General features: G+C 37.3%; 14 protein-coding genes. 13 read left to right on the top strand and 1 reads right to left on the bottom strand.

The features are described from left to right. The first annotated feature begins 136 nt into the window (after nucleotides 1-136). Together recD2 and HMPREF1639_RS05005 are read left to right on the top strand one after the other, a co-directional pair. Nucleotides 137-2356, top strand: a complete 2220-nt coding sequence (recD2, locus tag HMPREF1639_RS05010; protein ID WP_036764043.1) for an SF1B family DNA helicase RecD2 — start codon at nucleotides 137-139, stop codon at nucleotides 2354-2356. 104 nt (nucleotides 2357-2460) lie between these two features. Next, nucleotides 2461-3231: a ComF family protein gene (locus HMPREF1639_RS05005; protein WP_036764041.1), complete on the top strand. Its 771-nt coding sequence runs from the start codon at nucleotides 2461-2463 to the stop codon at nucleotides 3229-3231. A gap of 279 nt (nucleotides 3232-3510) precedes the next feature. On the opposite strand, the gene HMPREF1639_RS05000 is transcribed toward HMPREF1639_RS05005, so the two are convergent. Next, nucleotides 3511-4050, bottom strand: coding sequence for a folate family ECF transporter S component (locus tag HMPREF1639_RS05000; RefSeq protein ID WP_036764038.1), 540 nt, complete (start codon nucleotides 4048-4050; stop codon nucleotides 3511-3513). A gap of 192 nt (nucleotides 4051-4242) precedes the next feature. Between HMPREF1639_RS05000 and secA the strand changes: the two genes are divergently transcribed. The 11 genes from secA (at nucleotide 4243) to prfB (ending at nucleotide 19815) form a co-directional block, all read left to right on the top strand. Beyond that, entirely contained in the window at nucleotides 4243-6933 is a 2691-nt protein-coding gene (gene secA, locus HMPREF1639_RS04995) for a preprotein translocase subunit SecA (protein WP_036764036.1), read from the top strand. 213 nt (nucleotides 6934-7146) lie between these two features. Beyond that, on the top strand, nucleotides 7147-8817 hold the full coding sequence (locus HMPREF1639_RS04990; protein ID WP_036764033.1) for a sigma-54 interaction domain-containing protein: 1671 nt from the start codon (nucleotides 7147-7149) through the stop codon (nucleotides 8815-8817). A 118-nt stretch (nucleotides 8818-8935) separates the two neighbouring features. Next, complete coding sequence (locus HMPREF1639_RS04985; RefSeq protein ID WP_036764030.1) at nucleotides 8936-10123, top strand: YkvI family membrane protein; 1188 nt, start codon at nucleotides 8936-8938, stop codon at nucleotides 10121-10123. Nucleotides 10124-10667: 544 nt separating this feature from the next. Beyond that, on the top strand, nucleotides 10668-11879 hold the full coding sequence (locus HMPREF1639_RS04980) for a CaiB/BaiF CoA transferase family protein (protein ID WP_036764027.1): 1212 nt from the start codon (nucleotides 10668-10670) through the stop codon (nucleotides 11877-11879). A gap of 21 nt (nucleotides 11880-11900) precedes the next feature. Continuing rightward, entirely contained in the window at nucleotides 11901-13130 is a 1230-nt protein-coding gene (locus HMPREF1639_RS04975; protein ID WP_036764024.1) for a 2-hydroxyacyl-CoA dehydratase subunit D, read from the top strand. Then, complete coding sequence (locus tag HMPREF1639_RS04970) at nucleotides 13130-14254, top strand: 2-hydroxyacyl-CoA dehydratase subunit D (RefSeq protein WP_036764021.1); 1125 nt, start codon at nucleotides 13130-13132, stop codon at nucleotides 14252-14254. The genes HMPREF1639_RS04975 and HMPREF1639_RS04970 overlap by 1 nt, the downstream gene beginning before the upstream one ends. Before the next feature lie 27 nt (nucleotides 14255-14281). Then, complete coding sequence (acdB, locus tag HMPREF1639_RS04965; protein WP_036764018.1) at nucleotides 14282-15424, top strand: putative isocaproyl-CoA dehydrogenase AcdB; 1143 nt, start codon at nucleotides 14282-14284, stop codon at nucleotides 15422-15424. A gap of 16 nt (nucleotides 15425-15440) precedes the next feature. Beyond that, a complete protein-coding gene (gene etfB / locus HMPREF1639_RS04960; protein ID WP_036764016.1) occupies nucleotides 15441-16226 on the top strand; it encodes an electron transfer flavoprotein subunit beta in 786 nt (261 codons plus the stop codon). Between the two features lie 27 nt (nucleotides 16227-16253). After that, nucleotides 16254-17264 (top strand): electron transfer flavoprotein subunit alpha/FixB family protein, encoded by a 1011-nt coding sequence (locus HMPREF1639_RS04955; protein WP_036764013.1) that lies wholly within the window; start codon nucleotides 16254-16256, stop codon nucleotides 17262-17264. Between the two features lie 329 nt (nucleotides 17265-17593). Beyond that, nucleotides 17594-18592 carry a D-2-hydroxyacid dehydrogenase gene (locus HMPREF1639_RS04950; RefSeq protein WP_036764012.1) on the top strand — a complete coding sequence of 333 codons (999 nt, stop codon included), beginning with the start codon at nucleotides 17594-17596 and terminating at the stop codon, nucleotides 18590-18592. 115 nt (nucleotides 18593-18707) lie between these two features. Further along, a protein-coding gene (gene prfB / locus HMPREF1639_RS04945; protein ID WP_198021062.1) for a peptide chain release factor 2 occupies nucleotides 18708-19815 on the top strand; the annotation gives its coding sequence in 2 pieces (ribosomal slippage) (nucleotides 18708-18782 and nucleotides 18784-19815; 1107 coding nt in all). Nucleotides 19816-19840: the final 25 nt, after the last annotated feature.

The raw sequence follows: 19840 nt of genomic DNA, 5'->3' as shown, positions 1-19840 counted from the left end.
TTCGCAATGAATCATTTTTTTATTCAGTTGTACAAATTGATTATACAATCAACCGATGGAAAGATTTAGAAAAAAATTTAAAAAAAGCTTTATAAAAATGAAAAAAATGACTATAAGTAGATAGGAGGCAGATATAATGGAGCAAGTCGAGGGTAGTGTTGTCGATATTGTTTACTCGAATGATGCAAATGGCTATACAGTGGCCAGGTTAAAAATTGAAGACTATACCGAAGTGATCACAGGTTATATGCCAGGCCTAACTGCTGGAGAAAATATTTTAGTAGAGGGGGACTGGAAGATTCATGATATCTATGGTAGACAATTGAATGTAGAGTCATATGAAATTGTAGTTCCATCTACTATCAGTGGTATTTTGTCATTTTTGTCGTCAGGTGTCATCAAGGGGGTGGGAGAAAAAACTGCCAAGAGGATTGTTGAAAAGTTTGGACTTGAAACCCTTAATATAATACAAAATGAGCCTGACAGGCTCTTGGAAATAGAAGGTATAGGAAACAAAAAACTCCAGCCAATTGTTGAGAGCTACCGGGAAAATATGGGTGTTAAAAATGTAATAGTGGCCCTTTCTCCCTATGGTATCAATCCTAGGCTGAGTATTAAAATATACAGGATCTATGGTGAAAAATCCCTAGATGTAATCAAGACCAATCCATATCTCTTAGTTGATAGGGTGGTTGGAATAGGCTTTACCATAGCGGATGATATAGCCCAAAAGTCTGGTGTAGAAAAAGATTCTGAATACAGGATAGAAAAGGGTATTCTCCATATATTGAAAAATTCTATAAATAGTGGCCATACATTTTTGCCAGAGGACCTAGTCAGGTCTGAATCTCAAAAGTTATTGGACCTTGATATGGACTTGATTGATTCCATGATATACGAGATGGCCCTGGAGAGGAAGATCGTCATTGAAAAGTTGGGAGATTGTAATATAATCTACCTGGCCAAGTTCCACAAGGCAGAGGTTGATGTATGCAACAGGCTGGTTGGTTTAAATGTCTATGAGCATAGGGACTTGAAAATAGATATAGATAGGGAAATTGAAATATTTGAAGAGGATAAGTCGATTTTCTTGGATACAAATCAAAAGATGGCTGTTAGGGCTGCCTTTGAAAATGGTGTGATGGTTCTGACAGGTGGTCCGGGAACAGGTAAGACCACTACTATAAATGCAATTATAAGCCTATTTAAATTAAATAAGAATAAGGTTGTCTTGGCTGCCCCAACCGGACGTGCTGCCAAGAGAATGACTGAGACTACGGGCAAGGAGGCCAAGACCATACATAGGTTACTAGAGATGGCCTTTGACTCTGAGGACAGGTCTATCTTTATGAAAAATGAGGAAGAGCCTATAGAGGCAGATGTAATAATAGTCGATGAATCCTCAATGATAGATATCTTTCTTATGGATGCCCTTCTAAAAGCTACTTCGGCCAAGACCAGGTTGCTTTTGGTTGGAGATGCAGACCAGCTACCATCGGTGGGAGCAGGTAATGTCTTGGGGGATATTATATCTTCAGGTGTCATTACCACTATCAGGTTGACTGAGATATTTAGGCAGGCCCAGGAGAGTGATATAATAGTCAATGCCCATAGGATCAACAAGGGGCAAGATATTGTCGCCAATAGGAAGGGGACCGACTTCTACTTTATAAATAAGGAAAATGAGCTAGATATATTAGAAGAGATAAAAGGACTTGTCAAGGGACGTTTGTCGAATTTTTACAAGGTTGACCCTATCAAGGATATACAGGTGCTTTCTCCCATGCGTAAGGGGACTGTCGGTGTTAATAACCTTAATGCAGAACTACAAGATGTCCTAAATCCATCTAAGGGCGAAAGGCAGGAAGTAGAACTCTTGAAGAGGACCTTTAGGGTTGGAGACAAGGTCATGCAGATAAAAAATAATTACTCAAAGAAGTGGGAAAATGAAAAAAATACCGACTATGGAGAGGGTATATACAATGGAGATATAGGCTATATCTACCATATAGACAAGCAGAATAAGTCTATATATGTCCTTTTTGACGAATACAAGATATTCAAGTACAAGTATGATGAACTGGCTGAACTGGATCACTGCTTTTGTACGACCATCCACAAGAGTCAGGGAAGTGAGTTTCCTATAGTAGTAATTCCCATGACCTGGGGGCCGCCTATGCTTTTGAGTAGGAACCTACTGTATACGGCCGTTACTAGGGCAAAGAAGCTTGTGGTAATAGTCGGCAATAAGAAGTATCTAGATTATATGATATCTAATAATATGAACCAGGATAGGTATTCAAACTTGTCATACAAGCTGGCGAGTTTTAAGTTGCATTCAATAGTCGAGGACTAATTGAATATATATAATTCATATTTTTATACAACTCATAAGTATGAATAGTTTTTTGATTTTTTATTATTACACTACTGTAAAAGCCTCCTATTAAGGGGGCTTTTATGTTGGAAAAAATATGGAAAAAGATCTTGGATATAATTTATCCACAAAATTTGAACTGTATATTTTGTGATATGCCTATTTCTAGGAACAATAGATACTCAATATGCAGAACTTGCCTAAAAAAGATAATATTTATACACAATTCCTGTGAATACTGTGGAAAACCGCTGATAAACACCAGTCTAGAGGTGGATAAGTCTGTTGAAAAATGCCCTTACTGTGTGGATAAGAGATTTTTATTCGATAGGAATATTAGCTTTATAGAGTACGGAGACCTATCAAAGAAAATGGTGTTTAAGTTGAAATACAGCGACAAGACCTATATGGCGAAAATAATAGCTGAAATAATGGCTGATTCTTTGCTGAATATAAATCCTAATTTGTTGGGGCGTATGGATATATTGACCTATGTACCACTAAGCCAGAAGAGGATGGAGTCAAGAGGGTTTAACCAAGCTCAAAAGATAGCTAAATATTTGGCGGGCTTGATAGGTTTGCCCCTATTTGATCTTGTGGAGAGGACAAAAAATACCGAAAAGCTACATGGTTTATCGTCACGAGAGAGAAGAAGGGTCTTGAAAAATGCGTTTACGATAAGGAAAGAAGTGAGAGATTTGATAGTGGGTAAAAATATACTGATTGTAGATGATGTTTTTACTACTGGAGCTACAATTGATGAAATTGCCAAGGTTCTCAAGTTGGCAGGCGCAGGACAGGTTGTATCATTAACTTTTTTAACAGGAAAATATGAAAAAGATATTGACAAGTAGGGTCTAAAATTATAAACTAAATAAAGTGTTTAGGTCTGTGGTTGCAAGTCCAAGCCAGTCGCGGGCAAAGGGATCCACGTAAGCTACTCCTAAAAATTGGAGAGTGAGCATGGCGCGGCTTAGAAGTAAGTCCTGCCGAGAAAATCGAGAGGATCAGTAGTGCGGTAACCCCAAAGCGAAAGTTCCAGCAGGCGAGTGTGGGGTCAAAGATCAGGTCAGCTAAATACAAAAAAGCTTTTTACTAGTATATACTAATAAAAAGCTTTTTTTAATTCCTACTTAAGCAGCCCTAAATTTTTCGAATAATTTCTGCTTTTCCATTACCCTACCGAAACCGTATATAAGAGCGACCTTTATAGGTAGCATCACGATAAACCTGATAAGTCTAGGTATAGCGAACAACTTTGCACCGTAAAGTATGTTTAACCATATTGGTGTAAGGATTAGAACAGTGATGATGCCCTCAATCAAAACACAGATAGTTACACGCTTTACTGTTAATTTTTGCTTGTACAAGAACATACCGAAAATAACTCCAGAAAGGATGCTATTTAGGGTAAAACCTGGGAAAAATGGTCCACTAGGCCTTACGATGTATTGTATTATATCTGAAATACCTCCTACGACACCACCGACAAGCGGTCCATATAAGAGACCAGTCATGGCCAAGGCCAAGAAACTGAATGATATTTCTAATATATTAGAAAATACAAACCTAAAAAAATCGATAATAACTGCTGCTGCAATTAGCAAGGCTGAACCAGTTATAGTTCTAATATCCCTAAGGCTTTCAGACTTTAAGCTGATAGTTTTTTTCATTAAATATCCCCCTACTTTAGTTTTATTTCAGTAATCTATGATATATTATAAATTATCGTAGCATATTCATGATATATTATATTCCAATAAAAATCAACACTAAATGGTGATTTAACTATTCAAAACTATGTATTTATGATAAAATAAACTATGTACGAATAATTTTGCGAATAAATAAAAGGAGAGATGTGAATGAGTTTTTTGGATAGCCTATTCAATATGGCGGATAAAAAAGATTTAAAGCAGTTTAATAAGATTGCTGATCAGATAGATTCAGCTAGCGATAAGTATTCAGCTATGACAGATGAGGAACTTCAGGCTATGACACCTAAGTTCAAAGAAAGACTAAAAAATGGAGAAACACTTGATGATATACTAGTAGATGCATTTGCTGTTGTAAGGGAAGCCTCTACAAGAATTTTGGGAATGAGACACTTCAAGGTCCAGTTAATAGGTGGCATGGTCTTGCACCAGGGGCGTATAGCTGAAATGAAGACTGGTGAAGGTAAGACTCTTGTTGCTACTTGTCCAGTATACCTAAATGCCCTAGAAGGTAAGGGAGTACACGTTGTAACTGTTAATGATTATCTTGCTAAGCGTGACCGTGACCAGATGGCCAAGATATATGAATTTTTGGGCTTGACTGTAGGTGTAATAGTGCATGGGCAGTCACCTCAGCTTAGAAAGCAGCAGTATGAGTGCGATATCACATACGGAACTAACAACGAATACGGCTTTGACTACCTAAAGGATAATATGGTTATCCATGAAGAGCAGATGGTTCAGAGGGGTCTTAACTATGCAATTGTCGATGAGGTTGACTCTATCCTAGTCGATGAAGCAAGGACACCACTAATCATATCTGGACCTGGGGACAAGTCTACTCACCTATATTCAGATGCCAATGTATTTATATTGACATTGAATGAGGATGACTATGAAAAGGAAGAGAAGGACAAGGCAGTTTCTCTTACAGAAACTGGTATAAAGAAGGCTGAAGTATATTTTAATGTAGACAATATAACTACTATGGAACATACTGAACTTTACCACCATATCAATCAGGCCTTAAAGGCTCATACTATAATGAAGAAGGATGTTGACTATGTGGCCAAGGACGACGAAATTATAATTGTTGATGAGTTCACAGGTCGTTTGATGTTTGGTAGAAGGTATTCTGATGGTCTACACCAGGCGATAGAAGCCAAGGAAGGTTTGACTATACAGAGAGAGTCAAAGACACTAGCAACCATTACATTCCAGAACTACTTTAGAATGTACAACAAGCTATCAGGTATGACAGGTACAGCCAAGACTGAGGAAGAAGAGTTCAAGTCAATCTACAAGATGGACGTATTCCAGGTCCCAACTAACAAGCCATTATTGAGAAAGGACTTGGCAGACTCTGTATATGCCAACCAATTGGCCAAGTTCAGGGCAGTTGCTAGGGATATCAAGGAAAGGCATGCAAATAAGCAGCCAGTCCTAGTTGGTACAGTATCAATAGAAAAATCTGAATTGCTATCAAGCATTTTGACAGAAGAGGGTATAGCTCACGAAGTTTTAAATGCCAAATTCCATGAAAAGGAAGCAGAGATAATAGCTCAGGCAGGTAGGTTAGGAGCCGTTACAATCGCCACAAATATGGCTGGTAGAGGTACCGACATCCTACTAGGTGGTAACCCATCATTTATGGCTCTGAGAGAGATGAAGAGGTTAAACTTTACAGACGAGATGATCAACAGGGTAAATTCAGCTAATGAAGTAGCCGGTGTTGAAGCCAATGAAGAATATGATGCTGCTAGAAAGACATACAAGAAATTATATGAAGAATACAAGAGGCAAACTGATGCTGAGCAGGTAGCGGTTATAGAGGCTGGAGGTCTGTGCATACTTGGTACAGAAAGACATGAGTCTCGTAGAATAGACAACCAGCTAAGAGGTCGTGCAGGTCGTCAGGGTGACCCAGGTGAATCTAGGTTCTATATAGGTCTAGATGATGATTTGATGAGGCTGTTTGGTAGTGAAAGAGTCCAGGGTATACTTGAAAAGTTAGGTCTTGACGATGATACTCCAATAGAGCATAGGATGCTTACAAAATCAATTGAGAATGCCCAAAAGAAGGTAGAGGGTAAGAACTTTGGTATCAGAAAGCATGTCCTTGAATACGATGATGTAATGAACAAGCAAAGAGAGATAATCTATGCTGAGAGAAAGAGGGTATTGTCTGGAGAAAATCTACAAGAACAGATTCAGATGATGATGAGAGATGTGATCACAGAAGCAGTGGCTATATATACGGATGAAAATGAAGTACTTGATCATGAAGCTTATAGGACTCATATGTATAGAAGGTATCTTCCAGGTGGAGTAATAGACGATATAAACTTTGCCGAAATGACATCATCAGAGGCTCTAGAAGCAACATATGAAAGATTGTTGGCCCTATATACTGAAAAGGAAGAGTTCATAGGTTTTGATAGGATGAGAGAAGTAGAAAGAGTAATCCTGCTTCAGTCAGTTGACAACCATTGGATAGATCATATAGATGCCATGGACCAGTTGCGTCAGGGTATAGGTCTGAGGGCTATTGGTCAAATAGACCCAGTTATAGCCTACAAGATGGAAGGTTTCGATATGTTTGACGACATGAACAAGCTGATTAGGGAAGATACTGTTTCTTACCTATTCAACATTCAGATAGAGGTCCCTGTTGAAAGAAAGGCAGTAGTTGATGTTGATAGCCTAGAATCTCCAGATATGGATGGCGTCGACAGGAAGCCTAGCAAACCAGAGGCAGAGGCTACACAAGCAAAGGTAGGCAGGAATGATCCTTGTCCTTGTGGAAGTGGAAAAAAATATAAAAACTGCTGCGGTAAGTAGACCACAAGCTTAAAAAGTATGATAAGTAGTTTTGACTATTACTTATAGGTTGAATAGGCCTATAACATAGGTAAATAAGCAAGTTTAGATAGCACAGGTATTTTAGAATTCAAATATCTGTGCTATTATTTATATATAGGTATTTTGAAAAATGCGATTTAATAATATCAGTGAACATATAAGTAAGTTTCTAGGTTTAGAAGGGAGGAATATATGGAAAAATCTCTTTTGATTAGTATAACGATGAATATGGATTTACCATCTTTGGTTTCTTTTGAGGACGGGACCATTCTCTGTAAAAATAAGCAGATCGGGTCTGTTTGTGATTTTTTGGATTTTAGGAATCTTGACAATACTAGACAGCTAGACATAGAAGAATTCCTGGAAAAAAATTCAGGACCGAGATCGTTTAAAATAAGAAACACATCTCTAGTTGGTAAAAAGTATGAAGTTACTGTTGATGGCAAAGAGGTATGTTATTGGTATATATTCAGTAATGACCTAACCATAGATGCTGGCATAAAAAATGTAATAGAACATATAGATGAGATAGTAGTAGTATTCAATGAAATGGGGATACTACAAAAGATGAATAGTATCTGTGACCAGTTACTACCATTTAAGAGAAAGGATGTTTTGAAAAAAAGCATAGATGAACTCATCAAGGATGGAAAGGTATCCAACCCGGTAATAACTGAAATGATAGAAAAAAAGAAAAAGGTATACAGGGAGATTGTCTATCCAAATGGAAAAGTCATATCATATACTGCAATACCTCACTACGATGTAAATGGAAATTTCAAGGGTGGGGTTTTGACAGGGCGAGATGTGTCTAGACTCATTAACCTAGCCAAAATTTCTAGTGAACATAACGAGAATGTAGTGGAATACATCAGTGCCAGTGAAGAAATGAAGCAAGTAAAGGCTATTGTAGAGAGAGTTGCTCCTTCAGATGCCTCTATATTTATAATGGGAGAATCTGGTGTAGGTAAGGAAATCATAGCCAGGAGTCTCTGGTCCAAGAGCATGAGGTGTAATGGTCCTTTTGTAACGATTAACTGTGCTTCCATACCAGAAGAGCTGATTGAATCAGAACTATTTGGTTATGAAAAGGGTGCATTTACAGGTGCAAATAAAGAAGGCAAGATGGGCCTGATGGAGGCTGCGGATGGAGGGACGCTGTTTTTGGATGAAATAGGTGAAATGCCACTTCAGACTCAAAAGAAGTTCCTGCGTGCTATACAAGAAAATGCCATCATGAGGATAGGCAGTACCAAGTCAAAAAACATAGACGTAAGATATGTCTGTGCAACCAACAAGACCCTAGACGAACTGAGGGACGAGAGGATATTTAGGCAGGACCTTTATTATAGGCTAAATGTAATACCTATAGTTGTACCCCCTTTACGAGATAGAAGAGATGACATACTACCTATAACTGACTATTACATTAACTACTTCAATGATAGATACAATAGAAAGGTTAGTTTATCAACTGAGGCTAGGGCTAGGATGGTGCAAAACGACTGGAAGGGTAATATTAGGGAGTTAAAAAATGTGGTAGAGAGGTTGGTTATACTATCTCCGCAAGAAAACATATATCTGGAACAGGTTGAAAGGATCCTGACCCTGGAAAGTAATGAAGATATAATAGATGGGGATAAAAATGAAAATAAAACATCTAATATATCTGATGATAGAGAAAATAAAAATTTAATAATAAAGGGTATCATGAATATCGATGATGCCCATAGACTAGTAGAACAAGAAATTCTAAAAAATGCTATAGAAAAATATGGAAATATAACTAAGGCTGCCAAGGCTGTAGGAATAAACCCATCGACTGTATACAGGAAAATAAAGAGCGGTTATATAAAAATTTAAAAAATGACAGTTAAATTGTAGCTACTTGCAATAATTAGAAATTTTGGCATAGAATTTGCTCTAAATATGTGTGAGAGGCATTTTAGTGACCTTTCAATATTTAAAGGAGGAATTTCACATGAAAAAAGCTAAGAGTATTGGATCGTTCGGCGCAATATTTGGTGTAGCCGCCGTATTATTCGGTTCGCATGCAGGTGGAGGTTTCGCTACAGGAAACCAGGAAACGCAGTATTATGTTCAATTTGGTTGGACTGCACCGCTTACTGCTGTCCTAGCTATGGTATTGTTGACAGTTACTTTAAGAGAAGCAATTGTAATGTACAATAACTACGACTGTAAAAATTATAAGGAATTATTTAAACATCTTTGGGATCCATATCCAAAGTTAGAGATCTTGTGGGAGATATATTATTACCTAATGGTTATAATAGCTGTTGGTGCAGTAATCGCAGGTGCAGCGGCAGTATTCCAGACAATGGGAATACCATACATAGTATCTATTATAATAGTAGGTTTTGTGCTTCTGATATTGACTATTTACGGAGCTATCGTCGTATCAAGTGCAGCAGGTATAATGTCCATAATAATCATGATATGTTGCTTGGCTATATTCCTAACAGGTATTAGCATGAGAACTGGACAGATATCTAGCATTATCTCAGCTAGAGAAGTATGGGGTGGATCAGCTATCAAGCCATTTATACTAATATTCACATATGCTGGATTCCAGTCTGTTGTTATACCATCATTGGCTGCAACTTCAAGAGAATTATTAAAGAATGAAAAACAAGCTACAGCAGCTATGGGACTTTCTTTCGTTATGAATGCAGTTGCCCTATGTCTAGCAGTAACGATGCTACTAGGTTGGTTTGCTGAATTCAGTGCAGCAGGTCAGTTGACACTACCAACACTATATGTTGCTAAGCATACAGGTAACTCAGCTATAGCAGTTGCCTACCAGGTATCTTTATTCCTATGCTTGATGTCAACAGGTGTAACTTGTATATTTGGACTAGTTAACAGGTTTGAAGACCATGAAAAGTTAGCTTTCTTGAAGACTAGACAGAAGAGAAGAATATTTACAGCAGTATTGATCATAGTAGTTGCTGTAGTAATCTCATCTACAGGTCTTACAAACATAGTTAAGTTTGGTTACGGATATTGTGGTTACCTAGGTATATTTGCTATAGTACTACCATTCTTGACAATAGGTGTTTACAAGAATAGAAAGTTCAAGAGAGAACATCCAGACCACAAGTGGTATGCGCAGAGAGTCCTAGATGGAGAAGAAGAAATTGCAGAATAATTTTCTTGACATTTTAGAAAATATGTGTAGAAAATTAAACAAAAATTAGACTTTTTGTTGGGTATTTGCATTTTGCAAATACCCTTTTTTTATAAAAAAGGACTTTTAGAAAATAAAAGTCGAGTTTTTTCGTAAAAAACAATATTAAGTTAATAAAAGACCAAAAAATGTTATTTTATTAACCTATATAAAAATAATATGTTAATTTGAAAACAAAGGTATTTGCAAAAAGCAAAAAAAGCTCATATATATTTGCAAAAAGCCATACAATAATAATTGATTTCAATAAAAATAAAGAAAGTAAAAGCCTTTTCAAATATTAAAAATCCTTTTTTATTGCTTGCAAAGCTTTGCATACAGATTAGAAGATGGCTAGCTTAAGTGGTTTTGATAAAAATATCTTTCTTAAAAACAGGCAAAAAAATGTGAAAAAATATGCAAAATCTTGGAAAGTTAAAAAGTTGGCATGGTATTTGCTTATATAAATATAGAAAGTCAGAGACTTCAAATTATATTAAATTAACAAATTTTGGGAGGTAGAGAAATGACAAAAATCGGATTACCTTTGGAAGGTGTAAGAGTTATTGAGTATGCAAACTTCGTTGCTGCACCAGTATGTGGTAGATTACTAGCAGACTGGGGTGCTGAAGTTATTAAGATTGAACCTACATTTGGAGATTCAATGAGATTCGTTGGTATACAGTGGTGTTTCCCAACTAAAGAAGAAGAAAACCCAATGTTCGAAATCGAAAACTCAGGTAAGAAGGATATCGTAATTGACACTGGTACTAAGGAAGGTGTTGAAGTTATCTACAAGTTACTTGATGATGCAGACGTTTTCTTAACAAACACTAGACAGAAGGCACTTGATAAGAGTGGTCTTAATTATGAAGAGGTTAAGAAGAGAGCTCCACACATTATATTCGCTCACTTACTAGGATACGGTGAAAATGGTCCTGCTAAGGATAATCCAGCATTCGACTACACAGCATACTTCGCAAGAGGTGGTGTTGCAATGAGTTTGATGGAAAAAGGAACTTCTCCATGTAACCCAGTAGCAGGTCTTGGTGACCACTATGCAGGTATGAGTTTGGCAGCTGGTATACTAGCAGCTCTACGTAAGAAAGAACAGACAGGTAAGGGAGAAAGAGTTACAGTTTCTCTATTCCATACAGCAGTATTTGGTATGGGTATCATGGTATCTGCAGCTCACTACGGATATAGAATGCCAATATCTAGAAAGAACCCACCTAACCCACTAAACACTACTTTCAAGTGTGCGGATGATAGATGGTTACAGATAGCATTCTTCCAGTATGACAAGTGGTTCCCTAACTTCTGTAATACAGTAATAGAAAGACCAGACCTAATTGGTAGTAAGTACAGCACAATGAAGAGTGCAGTTAACTACGTAGAAGAATTCGTTGATATGATGGAAAAAGAATTTATAAAGAGACCTATAGATGAATGGTGTGCAAGACTTCAGGCAGCAGGTATCCCATACGAAAAACTAGCTACAACTGATGAAGTTCTAGTTGACGAACAGTGTTGGGCAAATGACTACCTAATCAAGCATACATTCGAAAATGGACACGAAGGTGTTATATTCAACACACCAGTAATGTTTACAGAAAACAAGAGAGGCGAATATGTAAGAGCTCCTAAGTTCGGTGAACATACTCAGGAAGTATTAGCTGAAGTTGGTATTAGTGGTGCTGATTTCGATGAATTAAAGGAAAAAGGTATCGTTAAATAGTAAAATTTGGAGGTGTTGATAATGGAAGCAAACGTAAAGAAAGATGCAAAGACAGCCATAGCTGACTTATTGCAGGAACAGTATGATAATGCATTTAGAGAAAAGGAAGCTGGTAGACCTGTAGGTTGGTCAACTTCAGTTTTCCCTCAGGAATTAGCTGAAATATTTGATTTACAGTTATTATATCCTGAAAACCATGCAGCCGGTGTTGCAGCTAAGAGAGAGTCACTAGAACTATGTGAACTATCTGAAGGTGAAGGTTATTCAAATGACCTATGTGCATACGCTAGAACAAACTTTGGTGTTCTTTTAAAAGGACATTCAGATGCTCTACCAATGCCAGAACCAGATTTCCTATGTTGCTGTAACAACATCTGTAACGAAGTTATCAAGTGGTATGAAAATATCTCTAGAGAATTAAACATACCTCTTATAATGATAGATACAGCTTACAACCTAGAAACTGAGGTTACTGAAAACAGAGTTAAGTACCTAAGAGGACAGTTTGAAGAAGCTATAAGGCAGTTTGAAAAGATTTCAGGCAAGAAATTCGATCCAAAGAGATTAGAAGAAGTTATGAGGATATCTTCTGAAAATGGTAAGTTATGGAAGTATTCAATGAGTCTTCCAGAAGGTAACTTCCCATCTCCAATGAATGGTTTCGACCTATTCAACTACATGGCAGCAATAGTTGCAGCTAGAGGTAAGAAGGAAACTACTGAAGCATTTAAGTTACTTATTGAAGAACTTGAAGAAAATGCTAGAACTGGACAGACTTCATTTAGAGGTGAAGAAAAGTTCAGAATCATGATGGAAGGTATTCCATGTTGGCCACATATCGGTTACAAGATGAAGTCTCTATCTAAGCAGGGTGTAAACATGACTGGTTCAGTTTATCCACATGCTTGGGCATTGATTTATGATGTAAACGACCTAGATGGAATGGCTAGAGCTTACAGTACAATGTTCAACAACGTTAATATAGAAAAAATGGTAGAATACAGAGTTAACGCTCTTAAAGGTGGTAACTGTGATGGTGCATTCTATCATATGAACAGAAGTTGTAAGTTGATGTCTTTCGTACAGTACGAAATGCAGAGAAGAATAGCTGAGCAGACTGGACTACCATATGCAGGATTTGATGGTGACCAGGCCGACCCTAGAAACTTCGCAAAGGCACAGTTTGAAACAAGACTAGAAGGTCTAGTAGAAGTTATGGAAGAAAGAAAGAATGATGGAGGTGCTCAGTAATGACTGTTAAAGAATTAATTGCTAAATTCGAATATGCTGCAAATAACCCAAATGCATTATTAGATGGATATCTTAAAGAAGGTAAGAAAGTTATAGGATGTTTCCCAGTATATACTCCAAAGGAAATAGTTCACGCATCTGGTATGATACCAATGGGAACTTGGGGTGGAAACACTTCAATAGAAAGAGCTAAGGAATACTTCCCAGCATTCTGTTGTTCAATAATCCAGGCTATCATGGAATATGGTCTAAAGGGAAGCTTCAAGGGCTTATCTGGTGCTATAATACCATGTCACTGTGATACACTTATAACTCTTACTCAGAACTGGAAGTCTGGTGTTAAGGAAATACCTATGATAGGTTTTGCTTTCCCTCAGAACAGAAAGATCCAGGCTGGTAAAGACTACTTAGTTAGTGAATATGCTACAGTAAAGACTAAGTTAGAAGAACTCTGTGGACACGAAATAACTGATGAAAGCATCCAGGCAAGTATAGCAGTTTACAATGAACACAGAAAAGTAATGAATGAGTTTGTTAAGTTGGTTCCTGACTATCTAAATACAATCACTCCAAGAGTAAGAAATTACGTACTTAAGAGTGCACACTTTATGAAGGTTGAAGAACATACAGCTTTGGTTAAAGAATTAATAGCAGGCCTAAAGGCTATGCCTAAGGAAGACTTTAAGGGCAAGAAGATAATAACTTCTGGTATAATACTTGATGACAAGGGCTTATTAGAAGTATTTGAAGCAAATAATATGGCTATAGTAGCTGATGACGTTGCTCAGGAAACTAGACAGTTCAGAACTCTAATTCCAGAAGGTGGTAGCGCATTAGAAAGAATGGCACAGTGGTGGGCTGACGTTGAAGGATGTTCACTAGCATACGATCCTGCCAAGTTAAGAGGTAGAATGGTAGCTGAAGATGCTAAGAAGCTAGGTGCTGATGGTGTTGTTTATGCACTAATGAAATTCTGTGACCCAGAAGAATATGACTATCCAATCTTCAAGAAGGATATGGAAGAGGCAGAAATACCTCATCTATTTATTGAGATTGAACAGGGAACAACTAGCATAGAACAAATAAGAACAAGAATACAAACATTCGCTGAAATATTAGCGTAATTGTAATCAAATTTTTGGAGGTTAAAAATGATACTAAAAAAAGAGCATGAATTAGTAAAAAAATCAATTAGTGATTTTTGCCAGCGTGAATTGTATGATACTGATTTAGCTGAAAAGATGGACAGAGAAGGCGTTGACATGCCACAGGAATTTACTGACAAGCTAGCTAAATATAAATTCTCTTGCCCAATCGTACCAAAGGAATATGGTGGTGCTGGAGCAGATTATGTTTCATATGCACTAATAATGGAAGAATTATCAAGAGCAGATGCTTCTTGTGGTACTTACTTAACTGCAGGTGCATCATTGGTTGCACTTCCACTAATCAACTTCGGTACTGAAGAACAGAAACAGAAATACCTTAAGCCACTTGCTGAAGGTAAACTAGTTGGTGCATTCGGTCTTACAGAGCCAGGTGCTGGTTCAGATGCAGGTGCAACTCAGACAACTGCTGTACTAGATGGTGACTACTACATACTAAACGGTAGAAAATGCTGGATAACTAATGGTCCTTTCTGTGATTTTGCTATAGTTTCTGCTGTAACTGAAAAGGGAAAAGGAACTAGAGGAATATCTACTTTCATAGTTGAAAGTAAATGGGAAGGATTCTCTCATGGTGCACACGAAGATAAGATGGGTATCAGAGGTACTAGAACATCAGACCTTATATTTGAAAATGTTAAGGTTCCAAAGGAAAACCTACTTGGTAAGCTAGGTGCTGGTTTCAAGGTTATGATGAATACTCTTGAAGCTGGTAGAATAGGTGTTGCTGCTCAGGCTGTTGGTGTTGCTCAGTCTGCTCTAGATGAAGCAATCAAGTACACTAAGGAAAGAGTACAGTTTGGTAAGACACTTTCTAAGTTCCAGAACACTCAGTTTACATTAGCTGATATGGCTACTAAGGTTGAAGCTGCTAGACTATTAGTTCATCAGGCAGCTCAGTTGAAGGATAACAAGCAGAGCCCTGCTCTTCTATCATCAATGGCTAAGTACTATGCTGCAGAAGTAGCTAACGAAGTTGCTTACAAGGCATTACAGTTACATGGTGGATATGGATTTGTTAAGGACTATAGAATAGAAAGAATATACAGAGATGCTAGAATTCTTTCAATCTATGAAGGAACTTCTCAGGTTCAGCAGATAGTAATCGCAGGAAACATATTAAAATAAGAGGGTGGTGTGAAATTTGAAAGTCATAGTATGCGTAAAACAAGTACCAGATACAACAGAAGTTAGAATTGATAAGGAAACAAACACTTTAATAAGAGAAGGTGTACCAAGTATATTAAACCCAGATGATGCAAATGCGTTGGAACAGGCTCTAGCATTTAAGGATGCTCACGAAGATGTTCATATAACAGTTGTTTCAATGGGACCTCCACAGGCAGATGTAATGCTTAGAGAGTGTTTAGCAATGGGTGCTGATGAAGCAGTATTGTTATCAGATAGAGCTTTTGGTGGTTCAGATACATGGGCTACTTCAAATGCAATAGCAGCAGGAATCAGAGCTATTGGAGATTATGATTTAATACTAGCAGGTAGACAGGCTATAGATGGAGATACAGCTCAGGTTGGTCCTCAGATATCTGAAAAGCTTGGAATACCTCAGGTTACATATGTAGAAGGTCTAGAAGTTGATGGAAAGAAACTTACAGTTAAGAGACAGTTAGAAGATGGTTATGAAATGATCGAATTACAGATGCCAGCTCTACTTACAGCTGTTAAGGAACTTAACGAACCAAGACATATGTACATAGATAAAATATTCGAAGCCTATGAAAAAGAAATTAAGGTTCTTTCAATAGATGATGTTGATATAGAAAAGACTCAGGTTGGTCTTAAGGCATCACCTACAAGAGTATTTAGATCATTTACACCAGAAGTTAAGGGTCAGGGTGTTATACTAGAAGGAACAGAAAAAGAAGTTGCAGCTAAGATTGTTAATGAGCTAAAGGCTGTACATATAATATAATTTAATTGTTTATAGGAGAAGAGTATTATGGATAGAAATGAATTGAATCAGTACAAGAACATTTGGGTCTATGCTGAACAGAGACAGGGAAAACTTACTCCAGTTGTAATTGAATTACTAGGAGAAGGTAGAAAATTAGCTGACGTAAGAGGAGTTAAGTTAAATGCTATACTTCTAGGTCAGGATATGGATGAATTAGCAAAAGAATTAATTAGCTATGGTGCTGAAACTGTATATGTAGCTGATGACGCTCTTTTAAAGAACTATACAACTGATGGATACGCTAAGGTTATAGTTGACGCTGTACACGAAATTAAGCCAGAAATAGTTTTAGTTGGTGCTACTCATATAGGTAGAGACTTAGCTCCAAGAATAGCTTCTAGACTAAACACTGGTCTTACAGCTGACTGTACTAAGCTAGAAATAGATCCAGAAGATGGTAAGATTAAGCAGACAAGACCAGCATTTGGTGGTAACATAATGGCTACTATCATATGTCCAGATAACAGACCTCAGATGTCTACAGTTAGACCTGGAGTTATGGACAAGGCTGAAAAGGATGACTCTAGAACAGGTGAAGTTGTTAAGCTAAACATAGATCTTAAGGAATCTGATATCAGAACTAAGGTATTAGAAATCGTTAAGTCTGCTAACGAAAAGGTATCTCTAACAGATGCTAACATAATCGTATCTGGTGGTAAGGGTCTAGGAACTCCAGATGGATTCAAGCTTATAGCTGAATTCGCAGAAGCTTTAGGCGGTGTAGTTGGTTCTTCAAGAGCAGCTGTTGACGCTGGTTGGATAGATAGATCTCACCAGGTAGGACAGACAGGTGTTACTGTTAAGCCTAACCTATACGTAGCTTGTGGTATATCAGGTGCTATACAGCATTTAGCTGGTATGAAGGAATCTGACCTTATAATAGCAATAAACAAGGATCCAGACGCTCCAATATTCAGTGTTGCTGACTACGGTATCGTTGGTGACCTTTATAAGGTAATCCCAGAAATACTTGAAGCTTTAAAGGCAGTTAAGTAATTTAAGTAGAATTTTAAATCTACAAACTATATAGTGGTAGTTAGTGTCGCCATATCTAGTATATGGCGACCTATTACCATAGTTTTTTAACTGAAATATTATTCAGTTGTGTTTTTTTAATATTGATAGTTAAAAAATTGTTATTGTCATGTGAGTGACATAAAATTTGTGTTTTTAGTGTTTATGTGTTTAGAAATTTGTGTTATTAAGTGATTAGTTAAGAAAACGTTTTAAGTTAATTAGAGTATATTATTTTAAAGAAAATCAAAATTATTAGTTAATGTTTTTATTAGTTTAAAGTAAATTTATGTGTATTAGGAGGCAGCATTATGAAAATTTTAGCATACCATGTACAGGGTTACGAAGAAGCAGCATTTAAGAAATGGTCAAAGGAAACAGGAGTTCAGGTAGATTTAGAATACGGTCTAATTACTCCAGAATCAATCGAAAAGGCTAAGGGATATGACGGAATAACTACTCAGCAGGTTATACCAGTTAAGGACGAAGAAATATTCAAGAAAATGAAAGAATACGGACTAACTCAGATTGCATCTAGAACTGCTGGTGTTGACATGTTCGACCTTAAGACTGCAAGAGAATATGGAATCTCTATAACAAATGTACCAAGGTATTCTCCAAATGCGATAGCTGAATTAGCTGTTACACATGCTATGACACTATTAAGAAATATCGGACATATTAGAGCAGCTCAGAAGAAGGGTGACTTTACTTGGAACCAGGATCTTATTTCTAAGGAAATCAGAAGCTGTACAGTAGGTATCATAGGTACTGGTAGAATAGGTCTTACAGCTGCAACTCTATTCAAGGGCTTAGGCGCTAAGGTTATAGGTTTTGACGAATTTAGAAACCCAGGTGCAGACGGAATTCTAGAATACAGAGACACAGTAGAAGCTTTACTAGAAGAAGCTGACGTTGTTTCACTTCACTTACCATTAACTGATTCTACTCACCATATCATAAACAAGGATAGAATAAGCCACATGAAGGAACATGCTATCCTAGTTAACACTGGTAGAGGTGGTCTAGTAAACATAGATGACGTAATAGAAGCTCTTGAAGCTGGTAAGATAAAGGGTGCAGCTCTAGACGTTCTAGAATGCGAAACTCTATATGTAAACCAGAAGATAGATCCTAAGAAGATAGAAGGAACAGTAGTTGAAAAGCTAATGGAAATGGACAATGTTGTATTAACAGGACATTTCGCATTCTTCACTGAAACTGCAGTAGACAACATGGTTTCAACTGCTCTTGACAACATCAAGGTAGAAATCGAAACTGGTAAGGTTCAGAACTGCATGAACGCTTAATTAAAGATAGAACAGCCTTTCTAAAATTTTAATTTTATATCAATGCACGCCATATTTATTGGCGTGCATTTTTATGTTATAATTAAATACAGTAAAGGAATAAGGGGTGATAAGGTTGATAAATATTCAAGATTATAAATCTGAATACGAAGATATGAGAAAAAAAGCCAAAGAATTGGGTGAGTCACTTTGACCCATCTAGTCTAAAATCCAAAAAGGCAAAGATAGAAAAGCTTATGGAAGACCAGGGATTTTGGGAAGATGCGGACAGGTCTAACAGGATTTTACAGGAGAATAGGACTATAGAAATCAGGTTGGCTCAATATAGTCAACTTATATCATCTATAGAAGACATAAGCATACTGGTTGAATTATGTGATGAAGACCTAGGTGAAGACCATGAGATGGAAGAATCTTTAAATATGCAGGTGAAGGAAGCTAGGAAAAATTTAGATCAAATGACCTTGGAGATGCTATTTTCTGGCCAGTACGATTCCAACAATGCGATACTATCTGTTAATTCAGGTGCTGGTGGTTTGGATGCCCAAGACTGGGCCCAGATGCTCTTAAGGATGTATACCAGGTGGTCTGAATCTAAAGGTTTTAAGGTGAAGTTAATCTATATGAACTCTGATCCAGAGGCAGGTATCAAGACGGCAACGATATTAGTTCAGGGGCAAAATGCTTATGGTCATTTAAAGTGTGAAAAAGGAGTCCATCGTTTAGTGAGGATATCTCCGTTTGATTCATCAGGCAAGAGGCATACCTCATTTGCGTCGATTGATGTAACGCCTGAATTGAAGCAGGATGTGAGTGTAGATATAAACCAAAATGACCTGAAAATTGATACTTATAGGTCATCGGGTGCAGGTGGTCAGCACGTAAATACTACAGATTCTGCAGTGAGGATAACCCACCTGCCAACAGGTATAGTAGTCCAGTGTCAGAATGAGAGAAGCCAGCATTCCAACAAGGATATAGCTATGAAGATCTTGATGGCCAAGCTAGTCCAATTAAAGGAAGAGGAAAACAAGGAAAGGATAGAAGACATACAGGGCAAGTATTCACAGATTACCTGGGGAAGTCAGATTAGGTCTTATGTATTCCAACCCTACAAGTTGGTCAAGGACCACAGGACAAATGAAGAAAATGCCAATGTAGATGCAGTTATGGATGGCAAATTGGACAATTTTATGTTTGAATACCTAAAGCAAAATATATGAGATATATGATAGGCTAGTAATATAA

The sequence above is a fragment of the Peptostreptococcus sp. MV1 genome, from assembly GCF_000758885.1.
In the GTDB taxonomy this organism is placed as follows: Bacteria; Bacillota; Clostridia; order Peptostreptococcales; family Peptostreptococcaceae; genus Peptostreptococcus.
The sequence above is the reverse complement of the archived record's forward strand: the minus strand, read 5'-3'. Positions and strand labels throughout refer to the sequence as shown.

What these genes read in the sequence shown, in the direction of transcription:
- HMPREF1639_RS04980 (WP_036764027.1), top strand. Translation starts at nt 10,668, where the DNA reads ATGACAAAAATCGGATTACCTTTGGAAGGTGTAAGAGTTATTGAGTAT.
- acdB (WP_036764018.1), top strand. Translation starts at nt 14,282, where the DNA reads ATGATACTAAAAAAAGAGCATGAATTAGTAAAAAAATCAATTAGTGAT.
- HMPREF1639_RS04990 (WP_036764033.1), top strand. Translation starts at nt 7,147, where the DNA reads ATGGAAAAATCTCTTTTGATTAGTATAACGATGAATATGGATTTACCA.
- HMPREF1639_RS05000 (WP_036764038.1), bottom strand. Translation starts at nt 4,050, where the DNA reads ATGAAAAAAACTATCAGCTTAAAGTCTGAAAGCCTTAGGGATATTAGA.
- HMPREF1639_RS04970 (WP_036764021.1), top strand. Translation starts at nt 13,130, where the DNA reads ATGACTGTTAAAGAATTAATTGCTAAATTCGAATATGCTGCAAATAAC.
- HMPREF1639_RS04950 (WP_036764012.1), top strand. Translation starts at nt 17,594, where the DNA reads ATGAAAATTTTAGCATACCATGTACAGGGTTACGAAGAAGCAGCATTT.
- HMPREF1639_RS04985 (WP_036764030.1), top strand. Translation starts at nt 8,936, where the DNA reads ATGAAAAAAGCTAAGAGTATTGGATCGTTCGGCGCAATATTTGGTGTA.
- secA (WP_036764036.1), top strand. Translation starts at nt 4,243, where the DNA reads ATGAGTTTTTTGGATAGCCTATTCAATATGGCGGATAAAAAAGATTTA.
- HMPREF1639_RS04975 (WP_036764024.1), top strand. Translation starts at nt 11,901, where the DNA reads ATGGAAGCAAACGTAAAGAAAGATGCAAAGACAGCCATAGCTGACTTA.
- HMPREF1639_RS05005 (WP_036764041.1), top strand. Translation starts at nt 2,461, where the DNA reads ATGTTGGAAAAAATATGGAAAAAGATCTTGGATATAATTTATCCACAA.
- recD2 (WP_036764043.1), top strand. Translation starts at nt 137, where the DNA reads ATGGAGCAAGTCGAGGGTAGTGTTGTCGATATTGTTTACTCGAATGAT.
- HMPREF1639_RS04955 (WP_036764013.1), top strand. Translation starts at nt 16,254, where the DNA reads ATGGATAGAAATGAATTGAATCAGTACAAGAACATTTGGGTCTATGCT.